This window comes from Paraburkholderia megapolitana, from assembly GCF_007556815.1.
Taxonomy (GTDB): Bacteria; Pseudomonadota; Gammaproteobacteria; order Burkholderiales; family Burkholderiaceae; genus Paraburkholderia; species Paraburkholderia megapolitana.
This window is the reverse complement of the sequence record NZ_CP041745.1, coordinates 4,399,704-4,416,930: the sequence shown is the minus strand read 5'-3', so window position 1 is coordinate 4,416,930 and position 17,227 is coordinate 4,399,704. Positions and strand designations below refer to the sequence as shown.

At 61.6% G+C, this 17,227-nt stretch carries 13 protein-coding genes and 1 pseudogene; 13 read left to right on the top strand and 1 reads right to left on the bottom strand.

Going from position 1 to position 17,227, the window contains the following annotated elements:
• Positions 1-220 precede the first annotated feature (220 nt).
• The 10 genes and pseudogenes from FNZ07_RS33195 to FNZ07_RS33150 all read left to right on the top strand — a co-directional run bounded on the left by FNZ07_RS33195 (position 221) and on the right by FNZ07_RS33150 (position 9,847).
• Positions 221-756: pseudogene (locus FNZ07_RS33195) on the top strand (ATP synthase subunit I).
• Between the two features lie 157 nt (positions 757-913).
• Positions 914-1,765 carry a F0F1 ATP synthase subunit A gene (gene atpB / locus FNZ07_RS33190; protein WP_091017051.1) on the top strand — a complete coding sequence of 284 codons (852 nt, stop codon included), beginning with the start codon at positions 914-916 and terminating at the stop codon, positions 1,763-1,765.
• A gap of 81 nt (positions 1,766-1,846) precedes the next feature.
• Positions 1,847-2,119 (top strand): F0F1 ATP synthase subunit C, encoded by a 273-nt coding sequence (gene atpE, locus FNZ07_RS33185; RefSeq protein WP_091017054.1) that lies wholly within the window; start codon positions 1,847-1,849, stop codon positions 2,117-2,119.
• A gap of 136 nt (positions 2,120-2,255) precedes the next feature.
• Complete coding sequence (locus FNZ07_RS33180) at positions 2,256-2,726, top strand: F0F1 ATP synthase subunit B (protein ID WP_091017057.1); 471 nt, start codon at positions 2,256-2,258, stop codon at positions 2,724-2,726.
• 2 nt (positions 2,727-2,728) lie between these two features.
• Positions 2,729-3,268: a F0F1 ATP synthase subunit delta gene (locus FNZ07_RS33175; protein ID WP_091017058.1), complete on the top strand. Its 540-nt coding sequence runs from the start codon at positions 2,729-2,731 to the stop codon at positions 3,266-3,268.
• Positions 3,269-3,326: 58 nt separating this feature from the next.
• Complete coding sequence (atpA, locus tag FNZ07_RS33170; protein ID WP_091017059.1) at positions 3,327-4,868, top strand: F0F1 ATP synthase subunit alpha; 1,542 nt, start codon at positions 3,327-3,329, stop codon at positions 4,866-4,868.
• A 105-nt stretch (positions 4,869-4,973) separates the two neighbouring features.
• Positions 4,974-5,861, top strand: a complete 888-nt coding sequence (gene atpG, locus FNZ07_RS33165) for a F0F1 ATP synthase subunit gamma (RefSeq protein ID WP_091017062.1) — start codon at positions 4,974-4,976, stop codon at positions 5,859-5,861.
• A gap of 91 nt (positions 5,862-5,952) precedes the next feature.
• Positions 5,953-7,347 carry a F0F1 ATP synthase subunit beta gene (gene atpD, locus FNZ07_RS33160; protein ID WP_091017064.1) on the top strand — a complete coding sequence of 465 codons (1,395 nt, stop codon included), beginning with the start codon at positions 5,953-5,955 and terminating at the stop codon, positions 7,345-7,347.
• A gap of 112 nt (positions 7,348-7,459) precedes the next feature.
• Complete coding sequence (locus FNZ07_RS33155) at positions 7,460-7,885, top strand: F0F1 ATP synthase subunit epsilon (protein WP_091017066.1); 426 nt, start codon at positions 7,460-7,462, stop codon at positions 7,883-7,885.
• 231 nt (positions 7,886-8,116) lie between these two features.
• The gene (locus FNZ07_RS33150; protein ID WP_091017068.1) at positions 8,117-9,847 is read left to right on the top strand and encodes an AMP-binding protein; all 1,731 of its coding nucleotides are present in this window, start codon (positions 8,117-8,119) and stop codon (positions 9,845-9,847) included.
• Between the two features lie 822 nt (positions 9,848-10,669).
• Here the strand turns inward: FNZ07_RS33150 and FNZ07_RS33145 are convergent.
• Positions 10,670-11,482 carry a transporter substrate-binding domain-containing protein gene (locus FNZ07_RS33145; protein WP_091017070.1) on the bottom strand — a complete coding sequence of 271 codons (813 nt, stop codon included), beginning with the start codon at positions 11,480-11,482 and terminating at the stop codon, positions 10,670-10,672.
• 239 nt (positions 11,483-11,721) lie between these two features.
• On the opposite strand from FNZ07_RS33145, the gene hemE reads away from it, so the two are divergent.
• From hemE to FNZ07_RS33130, 3 genes are all read left to right on the top strand, one after another.
• Positions 11,722-12,834: a uroporphyrinogen decarboxylase gene (gene hemE / locus FNZ07_RS33140; protein WP_091017576.1), complete on the top strand. Its 1,113-nt coding sequence runs from the start codon at positions 11,722-11,724 to the stop codon at positions 12,832-12,834.
• Positions 12,835-13,277: 443 nt separating this feature from the next.
• Positions 13,278-15,596 (top strand): primosomal protein N', encoded by a 2,319-nt coding sequence (locus FNZ07_RS33135; protein WP_091017073.1) that lies wholly within the window; start codon positions 13,278-13,280, stop codon positions 15,594-15,596.
• 201 nt (positions 15,597-15,797) lie between these two features.
• Complete coding sequence (locus tag FNZ07_RS33130) at positions 15,798-17,222, top strand: YeiH family protein (RefSeq protein ID WP_091017075.1); 1,425 nt, start codon at positions 15,798-15,800, stop codon at positions 17,220-17,222.
• Positions 17,223-17,227 lie beyond the last annotated feature (5 nt).

Below are 17,227 nucleotides of genomic sequence, written 5' to 3'. Positions count from 1 at the left end.
GAGCGGCTTTACAGCACGCCGCCTTACAGACACCGCCCGTAACCTTGTCAAGCCGTTTCTTCCGTATCGTGAAGCGACGTTTCACCTAGGCGATTGACGGGCCTAAAGTCTTGAATTGCCTGCAACTATCGCTTACAATCGCCCGGATTTATTTGCTAGGCAACCCCGTAAGTAGCGCGTAAGCCTCGCGGGCTGGAACAGGACTTTGCGGAAGATTGCGATGGCGGGTCAAGCGCCGAACCAAAGGCACGACGAACACCGCGCAGCGCATGATGTTTCTGCCGCGTCGTCCGGTGCAAACCCCGTGTCGCATGAAGACGCGTGGGATGCCGAGCAAGAGGATAAAAATATCGTTCCGCTCACGCGGGCTGAAGCAGAAAAACTGTTTGGCCCCAATGTGAGTCGTCCATCGCGCGTTACGCCTTTTCGGGTTGTGGCTGCGCAAATGGTTTTGTCCCTGGGTGCGACGTTGTTGTGGTGGCTTTTCTTCAAGCCGCCGGGCGCCGCTGCGCTGTCCGCGTTCCTGGGGGAGCGATCTGCTGGGTGCCGAGCGCGCTGTTCGCGGCACGTCTGAAAACACTGAGTGGCGCCGCGACAGCGATGAGCTGGATGGTCGGCGAAGCGCTCAAGATGGGGGTGACGATTGCGATGTTTGTTGGCATCGCTTTCCGGTATCACGACGTTCAGTGGATCCCGCTGCTCGTGACCTACCTCATCGCGCTGAAGACGTACTGGATCGCGCTCGCCTTGCGGTGACGACGTAACAAACTAATGAGCCGGTGCACAGCACCGGCAAGAGGCGCGCGGCTGCAATACGACGCGACTCGACTCGCGCAGGTCTGTTCCCCGAGGCGCCTAACGGCGCCCGGAACGGCCTGAACCGATTTTCGACAATTTGGGTGGCATTAACGATATGGCAGCTAGCGAAGGCACGCACGCGATGGATCCGTCCGAGTACATCGCGCACCACTTGCAGAACTTTTCCACCTCGCACCAGACGTCGATCATCGATTTCCACGTGTGGAATCTGGACACGCTGTTCTGGTCGATCCTGTGCGGCCTCGCCACCATCGCGATCCTGACAGTTGCAGCACGCAAGGCGACGTCGGGCGTGCCGGGACGTTTCCAGTGCGCGATCGAAATGCTCGTCGAACTCGTCGAAGACCAGTCGAAATCCATCATCCACGGCAATCGCGCGTTTATCGCGCCGCTCGCGCTGACCGTCTTCGTCTGGGTCGCGCTGATGAACTCGCTCGACTTCATCCCTGTCGATCTCCCCGGCCACGTCATCGGCTGGCTCGGTCTGTCGGAAGCCATTCCCCATCATCGCATCGTCCCGACCGCTGACCTGAACGGCACGTTCGGCATCGCGCTCGGCGTGTTCGTGCTGATGATCTATTACAACTTCAAGATCAAGGGCGTCGGCGGCTTCGTGCACGAACTGCTGTCCGCTCCGTTCGGCGCACATCCGCTGCTGTGGATCCCGAACCTTTTCCTGAACATCATCGAGTTCGTCGCGAAGACGGTTTCGCTTGCCCTGCGGCTCTTCGGCAACATGTACGCAGGCGAACTGCTGTTCCTGCTGATTGCCCTGCTCGGCAGCCTCTGGACCTTCGGCGCGGACACGACGGTGCTTGGCTTCGTCGGCCATGTCATTGCAGGCAGCGTGTGGGCGATCTTCCACATCCTGATCGTTTTGTTGCAGGCGTTCATTTTCATGATGCTGACGCTGGTGTACATCGGCCAGGCACACGACAGCCACTAAACAGTGGCTTGTCGGATAAAAGAATCGTTTTAGTTTTTTTTAAATCCCAGTTCCAAAAAGACTTTTCACAAAGGAGTGATCATGCAAGCTTTCATCGCCAACATCCAGGGTCTGACCGCCATCGGTATCGGCATCATCATCGGCCTGGGTGCTGTCGGCGCCTGTATCGGTATCGGCCTGATGGGCGGCAAGTACATCGAAGCATGTGCGCGCCAGCCTGAACTGATGAACCCGCTGCAAACCAAGATGTTCCTGCTGGCTGGTCTGATCGACGCGGCGTTCCTGATTGGCGTTGGTGTGGCAATGCTGTTTGCGTTCGCGAACCCGCTGCTGTCGAAGCTGGTAGCAGGCTGAGGTTCCTCGGAAGTGTGCGCCTGATCGCCAGTCGATGAGGCGCAGGGCGGAACGGGTACTAGGCGCTGATCGGGCAATGAATCGATGAGCGCCTTGCCGTTTCACTTTCCGAACCAGTAACGTTTAAGGAAACACCGTGAATCTCAACGCAACCTTGTTTGCGCAAATGGTCGTGTTCCTGATCCTCGCGTGGTTTGTGATGAAGTTTGTCTGGCCACCGATGATCAAAGCGCTCGACGAACGCTCGAAGAAGATCGCCGACGGTCTGTCCGCTGCTGAAAAAGGCAAGGCGGAGCTCGAAGCGGCTCACAAGCGTGTCGACCAGGAACTCGCGCAGGCGCGCAATGACGGTCAACAACGTATCGCTGACGCTGAAAAGCGCGCAGTATCGGTCGCAGACGAAATCAAGGCTCAGGCGCATGCCGAAGCAGCCCGCATCGTCGCGCAGGCCAAGGCCGATGCCGAGCAGCAAGTCGTGAAGGCACGCGAAACGCTGCGCGGCGAAGTCGCCGCACTCGCCGTGAAAGGCGCAGAGCAGATCCTGAAGCGCGAAGTCGACCAGTCGGCGCATGCCGACCTGCTGAATCAACTGAAAGCCGAGCTCTGATCATGGCCGAACTTGCAACCATCGCCCGTCCGTACGCAGAAGCGCTGTTTGGCGTGGCCGAAGCTGGTGACATCGCCGCCTGGTCCACGCTCGTGCAGGAGCTGGCACAGGTTGCGCGTCTGCCCGAAGTGCTGTCGGTCGCTACGAGCCCCAAAGTAAGCCGTGCGCAGGTCAGCGAGCTGCTGCTGTCCGCGGTGAAGTCGCCGCTCAAGGACAACGCGCAGGCGAAGAATCTGGTGCAGATGCTGGTCGACAATCATCGCCTGCAGTTGCTGCCGGAAATCGCCACGCAGTTCGAAGCGTTGAAGAACGCTCGCGAAGGCGCAGCCGATGCGTCGATCGTCAGCGCGTTTCCGCTTGAAGGCGCGCAGTTGAACGACCTCATCGCAAGTCTTGAACGCAGGTTCCAACGCAAGCTGAAGCCGACCGTCGAGGTCGACGCGTCGCTGATCGGCGGCGTGCGCGTGACGGTTGGCGACGAAGTGCTCGACGCCTCGGTTCGCGCACGGCTCGCCAGTATGCAGACGGCGCTTACCGCTTGAAGCGCCTGCAGCGCGTACGCGGCTGGCACGCAACAGAATTGACTATCAGGAGCGAATAATGCAACTCAATCCCTCTGAGATCAGCGAGCTGATCAAGAGCAGGATCCAGGGCCTTGAAGCGAGCGCAGACGTTCGCAACCAGGGCACCGTGATCTCCGTGACCGACGGTATCGTGCGTATTCACGGCCTGTCGGAAGTGATGCAGGGCGAAATGCTCGAATTCCCGGGCAACACGTTCGGTCTCGCGTTGAACCTCGAGCGCGACTCGGTCGGCGCCGTGATTCTGGGCGAGTACGAACACATCTCGGAAGGCGACATCGTCAAGACGACGGGCCGCATTCTCGAAGTGCCGGTGGGTCCGGAACTGCTCGGCCGCGTGGTCGATGCGCTCGGCAACCCGATCGACGGTAAAGGCCCGATCAACGCAAAGAAGACCGACGCTATCGAAAAGATCGCGCCGGGCGTGATCTGGCGTAAGTCGGTGTCGGAGCCGGTGCAAACGGGTCTGAAGTCGATCGACGCAATGGTGCCGGTTGGCCGTGGCCAGCGCGAGCTGATCATCGGCGACCGCCAGTGCGGCAAGACCGCAGTTGCCGTCGACGCGATCATCAACCAGAAGGGCAAGAATCTCTTCTGTATCTACGTCGCGATCGGCCAGAAGGCTTCGTCGATCATGAACGTGGTGCGCAAGCTCGAAGAAACGGGCGCGCTCGAATACACGATCGTCGTCGCTGCGTCGGCGTCGGAATCGGCTGCGATGCAGTACCTCGCACCGTACGCCGGCTGCACGATGGGCGAATACTTCCGCGATCGCGGTCAAGACGCACTGATCGTATATGACGATTTGACCAAGCAGGCCTGGGCTTACCGCCAGATCTCGCTGCTGCTGCGCCGTCCGCCGGGCCGTGAAGCGTACCCGGGCGACGTGTTCTATCTGCACTCGCGTCTGCTCGAGCGTGCGGCTCGCGTGTCGGAAGACTACGTCGAGAAGTTCACGAACGGCGAAGTGAAGGGCAAGAGCGGTTCGCTGACGGCACTGCCGGTCATCGAAACGCAAGCCGGCGACGTGACCGCCTTCGTTCCGACGAACGTGATCTCGATTACCGACGGCCAGATCTTCCTGGAAACCGACCTCTTCAACGCAGGTATCCGCCCGGCTATTAACGCCGGCGTGTCGGTATCGCGCGTGGGTGGTGCGGCTCAGACGAAGGTCGTGAAGAAGCTGTCGGGCGGTATCCGTACCGACCTCGCGCAGTATCGTGAACTGGCCGCATTCGCGCAGTTCGCATCGGACCTCGACGAAGCGACCCGCAAGCAGCTCGAACGCGGCCGCCGCGTGACGGAACTGCTGAAGCAGCCGCAGTATCAGCCGCTGCAGGTGTGGGAACTGGCTGTCGCGCTGTTCGCAGCGAACAACGGTTACCTCGACGATCTGGAAGTTGCACAGGTGCTGCCGTTCGAAAAGGGCCTGCGCGAATTCCTGAAGACGAGCCACGCTGACCTGATCAAGCGCATCGAAGACACCAAGGAACTCTCGAAGGACGACGAAGCCCTGTTGCATACGGCTCTCAAAGACTTCAAGAAGTCCGGCGCTTACTGATCATGGGACTGGAGTAAGTGCTCTGCATGAGACCCGGGTAGCGCGCTAAAGCGCGAACCCGGGTCGACAGCTCAAGCGCTGACTCAGGTCGACAAGGAGCAAGCAATGGCTGGAATGAAGGAAATTCGCGGCAAGATCAAGAGCGTGCAAAACACGCGCAAGATCACGAAAGCGATGGAGATGGTGGCTGCATCGAAGATGCGCCGCGCTCAGGAGCGCATGCGCGCTGCTCGCCCGTACGCCGACAAGGTCCGCGATATCGCTGCGCACATGAGCCGTTCGAACCCGGAGTATCGTCACCCGTTCATGGTGTCGAATGAAGGCGCGAAGACGGCCGGTCTCATCCTGGTCACGACCGATAAAGGTCTGTGTGGCGGGATGAACACGAACGTGATGCGTGCGTCGCTGCAGAAATTCAAGGAACTGGAAGGCCAGGGCCAGACTATCGAAGCCACGGCGATCGGTAGCAAGGGTCTCGGTTTTCTGAACCGTCTGCGTGCGAAGGTGGTGTCGAACGTCGTGCAGCTTGGCGACACGCCGCACCTCGAAAAGCTGATCGGCGCGGTCAAGGTTCAGCTCGACATGTACTCGGAAGGCAAGGTTTCGGCGGTGTACCTCGCGTACACGCGCTTCGTCAATACGATGAAGCAGGAGCCTGTGATCGAGCAGTTGCTGCCGTTGTCGGCGGAACAGTTCGACAGCCAGCCGGAGTCGAACAGCGAAACGCCGAAAACCTCGTGGGATTACATCTACGAGCCGGACGCGCAAACCGTTGTCGACGAACTGCTGGTGCGCTACGTCGAGGCGCTGGTGTACCAGGCCGTAGCGGAAAACATGGCGTCGGAACAGTCGGCCCGCATGGTGGCGATGAAGGCGGCTTCGGACAATGCGAAGACCGTCATCAACGAACTGCAACTGGTCTACAACAAGAGCCGCCAGGCCGCGATTACGAAGGAACTGTCGGAAATCGTCGGCGGCGCTGCGGCAGTCTGACCCCGCGGTACGACCAGGCGGGAAGCCGGAATAAACGTCTCGAAACTGCGCCTTTGCGCGAGTAAAGAATCAAGTATCTAAAGGAAAAGCGATGAGTACTACTGCTTTGGTAGAAGGCAAGATCGTACAGTGCATCGGCGCGGTGATCGACGTGGAATTCCCGCGTGAAACCATGCCGAAGATCTACGACGCTCTCATTCTCGAAGGTTCGGAACTGACCCTCGAAGTCCAGCAGCAGCTGGGCGACGGCGTCGTGCGGACCATCTGTCTGGGCGCATCCGACGGCCTGCGCCGCGGCGTGGTGGTGAAGAACACCGGCAAGCCGATCAGCGTGCCGGTCGGTAAGGCAACGCTCGGCCGGATCATGGACGTGCTGGGTCGCCCGATCGACGAAGCTGGCCCGATCTCGAGCGAAAAGACGCGCTCGATCCACCAGAAGGCTCCGGCGTTCGACGAACTGTCGCCGTCCACCGAACTGCTCGAAACCGGCATCAAGGTTATCGATCTGATCTGCCCGTTCGCAAAGGGCGGCAAGGTCGGTCTGTTCGGCGGTGCGGGCGTGGGCAAGACCGTCAACATGATGGAACTGATCAACAACATCGCGAAGGAACACGGTGGTTACTCCGTGTTCGCCGGTGTGGGCGAGCGTACCCGCGAAGGGAACGACTTCTATCATGAAATGAAGGACTCGAACGTTCTCGACAAGGTCGCGCTGGTGTACGGCCAGATGAACGAGCCGCCGGGCAACCGTCTGCGCGTGGCGCTGACCGGCCTGACGATGGCCGAGCACTTCCGTGACGAAGGCCTCGACGTGCTGTTCTTCGTCGACAACATCTACCGTTTCACGCTGGCCGGTACCGAAGTGTCGGCACTGCTCGGCCGGATGCCGTCGGCCGTGGGTTATCAGCCGACGCTGGCTGAAGAAATGGGCAAGCTGCAAGAGCGTATTACGTCGACCAAGACCGGCTCGATCACGTCGGTGCAGGCCGTGTACGTCCCTGCGGATGACTTGACCGACCCGTCGCCGGCTACGACCTTCGGCCACCTTGACGCAACTGTCGTGCTGTCGCGTGACATCGCTTCGCTGGGCATCTACCCGGCAGTCGACCCGCTCGATTCGACCTCGCGTCAGATCGACCCGAACGTGATCGGCGAAGAGCACTACTCGATCACGCGCGGCGTGCAGCAAACGCTGCAGCGCTACAAGGAACTGCGCGACATCATCGCGATTCTGGGCATGGACGAACTGGCACCGGAAGACAAGCTCGCCGTCGCACGTGCCCGGAAGATCCAGCGTTTCCTGTCGCAGCCGTTCCACGTTGCGGAAGTGTTCACGGGTTCGCCGGGCAAGTACGTGCCGCTGAAGGAAACGATCCGCGGCTTCAAGATGATCGTTGGCGGCGAATGCGACCATCTGCCGGAACAGGCGTTCTACATGGTCGGCACGATCGACGAAGCCTTCGAAAAGGCCAAGAAGATCCAGTAAAGGTTGGGTGTAACGCAGCGGGCGCCGGCCTCGCGCGGTCAGCACGATCCACGTGCCGACCGCAACGCCGGTGCTCATGGTCTACGCTTAACCCAGTAGGAGTCGACAGGAAATGACAACCATCAAGGTAGACGTCGTCAGCGCGGAAGAGCAGATCTTCTCGGGCCAGGCGAAATTCGTCGCACTGCCGGGCGAAGCGGGCGAGCTCGGCATCTTGCCGGGTCACACGCCGCTCATCACGCGGATTCGTCCGGGTGCGGTGCGTATCGAAGCGGAAAACGGTGAAGAAGAGTTTGTGTTCGTCGCCGGCGGCATTCTCGAAGTGCAGCCGGGCGCGGTGACGGTTCTGGCCGACACGGCGATCCGCGGCAAGGATCTCGACGAAGCGAAAGCCGAACAGGCTCGCAAGCGCGCGGAAGAGGCGCTGCAGAACACGGGCTCGAACCTCGAATACGCGACCGCTCAGGCGGAACTGGCGTATGCGACGGCGCAGCTCGCGGCAATTCAGCGTTTGCGCAAATTGCGCGGTCAGCACTGACGTAATCGCATTGAAGAAAAGCAGCCTGCGTGGCTGCTTTTTTTTCGCCTGTAGTTGACGATTACGGAAAGGTGTTCGTGCGACGCGGTGCGATGTGATCTGATGCGATGTGCGCATACCGCGGGTAAGACTTGATGCCGCCAGGTCGTCCCGCAGTGGCAGAATCGGTTTCAAAATCATTGCAGGAAGCTCTCGGTTAATCGAGCGGGACTCCTCCCTGGAGACGACATCATGGCAACGCAAATCGCAGGTGACGGCGCATTGATCGAACCGAAAGACGGTCTGTCGTATGTGCGCGGCTCGACGGAGATCCCGCTTAGCGACGCTACGATCGCGCACTTCGTGCACGACACCGTGACGCGTTTCGCCGACCGGCCCGCCGTCGTGTTCCGCGAGCAACGCATCCGCTGGACGTGGCGCGAATTCGCGCAGGAGATCGATGTGCTGGCGGCCGGGTTGCTCGCGCTCGGTATCGGTGCCGGTGACCGCGTCGGCATCTGGTCGCCCAATCGTGTCGAATGGTTGCTCACGCAGTTTGCTACGGCGCGCATCGGTGCCGTGCTGGTCAACATCAATCCGGCTTACCGGCTGGCCGAACTCGAATACGCGCTGAACGCGGTGAGCTGCAAGGCGATCATCGCCGCGGAGCGCTTCAAGACGTCGATGTACCTGGAGATGCTGCAGGAACTGGCGCCCGAACTCGCGAGCGCAACGCCCGGCGATCTGCACGCCGCTCGATTACCCGAGCTGCGTATCGTGATCCGCATGTGCGATACCGAAACGCCGGGCATGTTGAGTTTTTCCGAGGTGGTCGAGCAGGGGCGAGCGACGCTCGATACAGCGAAACTCGATGCGATCGGCGCAACGCTGCACGCCGACGATCCGATCAACATCCAGTTCACGAGCGGCACGACCGGCAATCCAAAGGGAGCCACGCTGACGCATCGCAACGTCGTCAATAACGCGCGCTATATCGCGCTGGCGATGAGGCTGAGCGAAGCGGACGCGCTGTGTATTCCCGTGCCGCTGTATCACTGCTTCGGGATGGTGCTCGCGGTGCTGGCGTGCGTATCGGTTGGTGCGAACATGGTGTTCCCAGGCGAAGCGTTCGATCCAGTGGCGACTCTCGCAGCGGTATCGGAAGAGCGCTGCACAGCATTGCACGGCGTGCCGACGATGTTCATCGCCGAACTCGATCACCCCGACTTCGCGAGCTACGACTTATCGCGTCTGCGGACCGGCATCATGGCAGGCTCGCCGTGTCCGATCGAGACGATGAAGCGCGTCGTATCGAAGATGCATCTAGCCGAGATCACGATCGCGTACGGCATGACGGAAACGAGCCCGGTGTCGTTCCAGAGTTCGACTACCGATCCGCTCGACAAACGCACGACCACGGTCGGTCGCATCCAGCCGCATCTCGAAGTGAAGATCGTCGACGCGCTCGGCGACATCGTGCCCGTCGGCGAGACCGGCGAGCTGTGCACGAAGGGCTACTCAGTGATGCGCGGCTATTGGGGCGATGAGACGAAGACGCGCGAGAGCATCGTCGATGGCTGGATGCACACCGGCGATCTCGCGACGCTCGATGCCGAGGGCTACTGCAATATCGTCGGTCGCCTGAAGGACATGCTGATTCGCGGCGGCGAGAACATCTATCCGCGCGAGATCGAAGAGTTTCTGTTCCGTCACCCGAAGATCCAGAGCGTGCAGGTGTTCGGCGTGCCCGATGCAAAGTACGGCGAGGAAGTGTGCGCGTGGGTCGTGCTGCGTCCCGGCGAGCAGACCACAGCGGAAGAAGTGCAGGAATTCTGTCGCGGACAGATCGCGCACTACAAGGTGCCGAAGTACATCCGCTTCGTTGACGAACTACCGATGACGGTGACCGGCAAGGTACAGAAGTTCGTCATGCGCGAGCGGATGATGCGCGAGCTGCAGATCAAGGAAGACAAGACTGCATAAGCGCGAAGGCCGCGCAATATGCGCGGCCAGTGTGGCAAGCGAAGCTCGATTGGAGCGACGTCAGGTGTGACCGGAGTCCGCATGCAAACACGAACTTCGATCGGCACAAACGTTAGACGCAAACGTTTGGCTGGGCGAAAAAAAAGCGGGCCTGGAGCCCGCTAAAAACCACACGCTACGGGGTTAGCGCGAGGAGACCAATGGAGGAACCGGGGAACGACGCAATAACGTCGACCACGAATCCAGCAGGGATGCCCCTTCGCAGGGCTTCGGCATACGCCGACCGGCAAGTGCTTCATGTCCGCTCACACTACGCACCTGGCCACATCCGTGTTGGAACCGTTGAAAGGCATTGTGGGCGAATAAACCTATGAGCGCGGTAACAAAGTGTTTCAGGTTGTAACGCCCGCCAGATAAGGCTCTCCGGGATTTTTTTCCATTTAAAAAGGTTTAAAACATCATTTTTACCGATGCTTAAACAGGCGCTTGAAGTGATTCGACTAATACGATCTGTGAAGCATAGAGAGGTGTTCACCAGACGGTTAAACGAGCTAAAAAATTGCATGGAAAGACATGCCAGCATCGTGAGTGATTGATCCGTGACAGGCAGGATTCTTATCAAACTGAAATAAAAGATGCACTGTTGCGATGCATCGCGGATCGCGGCGTTTCGAGAAGGTGAAGAAAAAAATGCGGGTGGCATGCCTGGGCGGTGTTTTCGGCATTTGCCTACCGGCGCAGACTCGGCAAGAGCATCGCCCGTGGCCATTCATACGCGAAAAAAAGCCAGCGTTAGCCGGCTTCGTGATGTCACCCAGACGCTCACTTCAACCACTTATCCGAGATCGCCTGATACTCGCCGGTCGCCTGCAGCAGATGTAGCCACTGGTCGACATACTGCTGGAACACAACATCGCCGCGCGGCACGAGCCACGCTTTCTCTCCGTACTGGAATGGTTTGTCCGGATGTACCGAACATAGTCCGGGGTTCAATTTTTGCTGCAGCAGCGTCTCCGAAGCGTCGGTCACCATGACATCGGCCTTGCCCGCGAGGATCTGTTTGAAGATCGTCACGTTGTCGGGATAGACGGTCAGCGTTGCGTGCGGGAAATACTGTTTCGCGAAGCGTTCGTTGGTGCCGCCGGGATTCACGATCACGCGCGTCGACGGCTCGTCGATCTGCGCGACGGTCTGGAATTTCGCCACGTCGTCGCAGCGCGCGATCGGCGCCTTGCCGTCGATCTGATATGGCTGCGTGAAGAACGCGCGCCGCTGCCGGTCGAGCGTTGTCGATACGCCGCCCACGGCGACATCGCACTTCGCGATGAAGTCGTTCATCAGACCCGACCACGATGTTTTGACGAACTCCGCCTTCACGCCGAGCGACTTCGCCAGCGAGTTGGTCATATCGATGTCGATACCTTCGAACTGACCATCTGGCCTGAGGAACGAATACGGCTTGTAGTCGCCGGTGGTGCACGCGCGTAATGTGCCGCGCGCGAGGATGTCGTCGAGCCGCGACGTCGGTACTGCGGCGGGGGCGGTCGCCGCCGACGACGTAGGTGCGGTTTGGGCTGACACAGCACCGGCGCACAACAGTGCGCCGAGTACCGCAAATGCGCGAATCTTTTTCATCGGGTCTCCGTGTCGATCCAGTCCAGGTTAGCGCGCCAGTGCGCTAACCGGCTCCCATGCGAGGCTTATCGTTTGTCGTATGCAACAAGGCCGCTGATCATAGCCCGGCAATATAGCGATGAAAATCTCCGACCAACACCCAAGCGCCACACCGAATGCCTCAACTTATCCCGCACATCAATCACGATGTCCCGAGCCACGTCCGGTAAAATGCCTCTTTGCCTTCTGTCGTGCGCAACGTGGCCCATCAACTTCTCAACGATACTTTTCTGCGCGCGCTGCTGCGCGAGCCGACCGACTACACGCCGATCTGGCTCATGCGTCAGGCGGGCCGCTATCTGCCCGAGTACAACGCGACGCGCGCTCGAGCCGGCAGCTTCCTCGGCCTCGCGAAGAACCCCGCCTACGCAACCGAAGTCACGCTGCAGCCGCTCGATCGTTATCCGCTCGACGCCGCGATCCTGTTCTCCGACATCCTGACGATCCCCGATGCGATGGGCCTCGGCCTCGACTTCGCCGCCGGCGAGGGGCCGAAGTTCGCGCGCCCCGTGCGGACCGAAGACGACGTTGCGCGTCTCGCCGTGCCCGACATCGATGCCACGCTGCGCTACGTGACCGACGCGGTCAGCGAGATCCGCCGCGCGCTGACCGATGCACAGGGCCGTCAGCGCGTACCGCTGATCGGCTTCTCCGGTAGCCCGTGGACGCTCGCGTGCTACATGGTCGAAGGCGCCGGTTCCGACGATTTCCGCACCGTGAAGTCGATGCTGTACAGCCGTCCCGACCTGATGCACCGCATTCTCGAGATCAACGCGCAGGCGGTGGCCGCTTATCTGAACGCGCAAATCGAAGCGGGCGCTCAGGCCGTGATGATCTTCGACACCTGGGGCGGCGCGCTCGCCGACGGCATCTATCAACGCTTTTCGCTGCACTACATCGAACAGGTCGTCGCGCAGCTGAAGCGCGAGCACGATGGCCAGCGTGTGCCGGTCATCACGTTCACGAAGGGCGGCGGCCTCTGGCTGGAAGATATCGCGGCGACGGGCGTAGATGCGGTCGGCCTCGACTGGACCGTCAATCTCGCGCAGGCACGCGAGCGCGTCGGTGCGAAGGTCGCGCTTCAAGGCAACATCGATCCCTCCGTGCTGTTCGCGCCGCCGTCGGCGATTCGCAGCGAAGCGCGTGCGGTGCTCGACAGCTTCGGCGATCATCCGGGGCATGTGTTCAATCTCGGGCACGGCATCTCGCAGTTCACACCGCCGGAAAATGTCGCCGAACTCGTCGACGAAGTGCACCGGCATAGCCGGGCGATGCGTGCTGCATCGGCTGGCGCGGGTGCGAATGCGTCTTGAGTACATGACGCTTTTGTTGCGATGCGGTGACGCGGGCTCTCACCCTAAGGGTGAACCGGCCCTACCGGGGCCGCCGGGCGGTCATTTGCAGTTGTCAAGACTTGACTTATACACATTCCTCTCGTTGCGGCGCGGTAGAAGGTTTCATCGCTCGATAATCGTTGCAAGTCAAGTGCGTTTTGAGGCTATCCCTTGACTGGCAAGGGTTTCCGCGAGGTAGGCAAAACCGTGTGAAATCCGATAGGAGGCCGGCCGGACGCCGTTTTCCGCGCTTCTGAGCAGAGTTCTTAACAAAGTTATCCACAGGCATTGATCGGATGGCAATTGTTCAGCCGAATCCAAAACTTAGCGCTGAAAGTGATGTTTTACTTTAACTTCGGCAGGTATCTCACCGGTTCGCAGGGAGCGCTGTCCGGGGACTGCGAACGGGCGGCGGCAAGCGAGTGAGCCCGAGATTCGTCCGCGTCGCGCTCGATCACCCGCTGCCGACCCTCTTCGACTACCGCTGCGACGAGCGCTTTGCGCCGGCGCCGGGCATGCTCGTCGCGGTGCCGTTCGGCAAGCGTCAGGTGGTCGGGCTCGTGTGCGAAGTGACCACTGACACGGACGTTCCGCCTGAGCGGCTGCGGGCGGTGGACGATCTCTGCAGCGCTTGCCCGCCGTTGTCGGCGCACTGGCTCGCGCTCGCCACCTTTGCCGCGGACTATTATCAGCGCGGTCTCGGCGAGGTCGCGTTGCCTGCGCTGCCGCAGGCACTGCGCGATGCGTCGCGATGGGCGCGCCTGCTCGCCCCCGACGAGCGGTATCGCTTGCTGCCGGCCGGCAGCATCGCGTTGCCCGATGCGGTGCCGGCGCGCGCCACTGCGCTGCGGCGTCTTGCTGCGGCGCTTACTGAAGCCGGCACGCTGTCGGCGGCCGAGGCGCGCGCGCTTCATCCGAAGGCAATCGCTACGCTCGACGCGTGGTGCGCGGAAGGCTGGGTTGCGCTCGATGTGATCGAAGCCGCGGCGGGATATAGCGCACCTGCGGAATTGAATGCACTTCAACGGTCCAGTGCGCTGGGCGCAACGCAGGCCGCGACGGCCGCGCACACACCGACCGCGCAGCTCGACACTCCCCCGACGCTCCCCACCCTCACCGACGAACAAGCCGCCGCCGTCGACGCAATCCGCGAGACCCAGGGTTTCGCATCGTTCCTGCTACACGGCGTAACCGGCAGTGGCAAAACCGAGGTCTATCTGCGCGCACTAGCCGATCTGCTCGCAAGACGACCCGACGCGCAAGCCCTCGTGCTGGTCCCGGAAATCAACCTCACGCCACAGTTCGAAGCGGCCTTTCGCGCACGTTTCGCGATGTTGCCCGACAGCGCGATCGTCACGCTGCACAGCGGCCTTGCGGAAGGCGAGCGGGCGCGCAACTGGCTCGCCGCCCACACCGGCCGAGCGCACATCGTGCTCGGCACGCGGCTCGCCGTGCTGGCATCGCTGCCGAATCTGGCGCTGGTCGTCGTCGACGAAGAACACGACCCTGCGTACAAGCAGCAGGAAGGTTTGCGCTACTCGGCGCGCGATCTCGCCGTGTGGCGCGCCAAGCAGCTCGACGTACCGGTGGTGCTCGGCTCCGCAACGCCATCGCTCGAAAGCTGGTGGCAGGCGGATCAAGGTCGCTACCGACGTCTGACGCTATCGCGCCGCGCCGTGGCCGACGCGGTGCTGCCGTCGGTGCGGTTGATCGACCTCGAAGAAGAGCGACGACGCGGCCGGGCATCGGTGGAAGGATTGTCGGGGCCGCTGCTTGCCGCACTGCGAACGCGGCTCGAGCGCGGCGAGCAAAGCCTCGTCTTCCTCAACCGACGCGGCTATGCACCGGTGTTGTCGTGCGACGCCTGCGGCTGGGTTGCAGGCTGCCCGCGTTGCAGCGCCTACGTCGTTCTGCACAAACCGGAACGCGCACTGCGTTGTCACCATTGCGGCTGGGAATCGCGAATTCCACGCGCCTGTCCCGATTGCGGCAACGTCGATATCGCACCGCTGGGTCGCGGTACGCAGCGCGTCGAAGAGACGCTCGCGACCGCGGTGCCCGGCGCGCGCGTGCTGCGCATCGATGCCGACAGCACGCGCCGCAAGGGCAGTGCGCAGGCGCTGTTTTCCGATGTGCACGCGGGCGAAGTCGATATCCTCGTCGGCACGCAGATGATCGCGAAGGGACACGATTTTCAGCGCGTGTCGCTGGTCGGCGTATTGAATGCCGACACCGCGCTGTTCTCGCACGATTTCCGCGCCAGCGAGCGGCTGTTCGCGCAACTGATGCAGGTCAGCGGCCGGGCCGGGCGCGCCGGACTGCCCGGCGAGGTGCTCGTGCAGACCCGTTATCCGCGGCACGCGCTGTATCACGCGCTGGCGCGCCACGACTATGTCGGCTTCGCCACGTCGACGCTATCGGAGCGGCGCGACGCCCAGTTGCCACCGTTCGTCTACCAGGCGCTGCTGCGCGCCGAGGGGCGCACGCTCGAAGCGGCGCTTGCGTTCCTGCAGCAGGCTGCGGCGGCGCTGACGGAGATTCCGTCGGCGGAACGGGTCACCGTCTACGACGCCGTACCGATGACGATCGTCAAGGTGATGCACGTGCATCGCGCGCAGTTGCTGGTGGAGAGCGCATCGCGCGGCGCGCTGCAGGCGACGCTGCATGCATGGCAACCGATGCTGCGCGCATTGAAGGGCGTGCTGCGCTGGAATCTCGAAGTCGATCCGCTCGACATCTGATCTGCATAAACAGCCGCACAACCCGCGCAGAAACACGCCGGCTAATCCCTTTAAGTCATATTCATAGAGCGAAAGGTCGTTTCGTTTTCGACTGCGGCTCAACTATATTTCGCCGAATCGGCGCATGTTTCGCTGCACTTTCCACAACAATTCATCTTCCATCAGCGCGCCGACGATCTACTACTTTCCGGGGCATTGCCGATGAGCGACACCAACCAGAGTCTGCCGGCGCACGCGCAGCCGGCCGCCGATACCGCCCACAGCACACGCGGCGGCGGTCTCTTTTCCACCGAAGACTGGTGGGCCGTCTGGGTCGGCCTGCTGACTATCCTGATTGCATGGGCGTTGTTCGCCTCGGGTAGCAGCATCAAATGGATCGCGGTTGCACCGGCCAAATGGTCGAGCGTCGAGCAGGCCGCCGGCGATCTGGCAAAACATCTGCCGAACTATGTCGCGTTGTTCGTCGGCTTTGCCGTGCTGTTCGGCGTGAGTCTTGCCGCGCTGAAACAGCGCCTCGCGCACTTCCTGCCGTCGTTTCTGATTCTCTTCGTCGTCTCGGTGCTGATCTTCGTGCTCGGCGCGTGGGTCAACGCCTCGAAGTACGACCTCGAGCCGCCGCTCGTTGCACTGGTGCTCGGTCTCATCGTGTCGAACGTGTTCACGCTGCCGGAATGGTTCAAGGCCGGCCTGCGCGTCGAGTTTTATATCAAGGTCGGCATCGTGCTGCTCGGCGCGACGTTGCCGTTCACGCTGATCGTGTGGGCGGGTCCGGTCGCGATCGGCCAGGCGACGATCGTGTCGTTGATCACGTTCTTCGTGATCTTCTTCGCCGGCCGAGCGTTCGGCCTCGAACATCGCTTCGCCGCAGTGCTTGGCGTGGGCGGCGCGGTGTGCGGCGTGTCGGGCGCGATTGCGATTGCCGGCGCGGTGCGGGCGAAACGCGAGCAGGCATCGGTGGCGATTACGCTGGTTATCGCGTGGGCGATCGTGATGATCTTTGTGCTGCCGTTTGCGTCGCGTGCGCTCGGTCTGTCGACGGCCGTCGGCGGCGCGTGGATCGGCACCTCCGAGTTCGCGGATGCCGCCGGCATCGCGGCCGCGCAGGCATACGGTGATCTGGCGAAGCAGGCTGGCAGCACGATCGCCGGTGCGCCCGATGCAGCGTTGCAGGCATTCACGTTGATGAAGGTGGTCGGCCGCGATATCTGGATCGGCGTCTGGGCGTTCGTGCTCGCGATCGTCGCGACGACGCGCTGGGACACCGACGCTACGGGCGTGAAAGCGAAAGTCGATGCCGGCGAGATCTGGGCGCGCTTTCCGAAGTTCGTGATCGGTTTCGTGATCGCGTCGCTGCTGGTGACGTGGATTACCCGGCACTACTCGCTGGTGGATTACCGCAAGGTCGTGACTCCGGAATTCGTCGCACCGATCACAGCGCTGCGCACCTGGGCGTTCATCTTCTGCTTCTTCAGCATCGGGCTGACGACGCGGCTGCGGTCGCTGACTGCCACCGGCGTGCGTCCGTTCCTCGCGTTCACGGCTGGGGTCGCAGTGAATATCGTGATCGGCTATGTGCTGTCGGCGCATGTGTTTGCGCCGTACTGGAATAGTCTGGGGCAGGGATGAGGGGC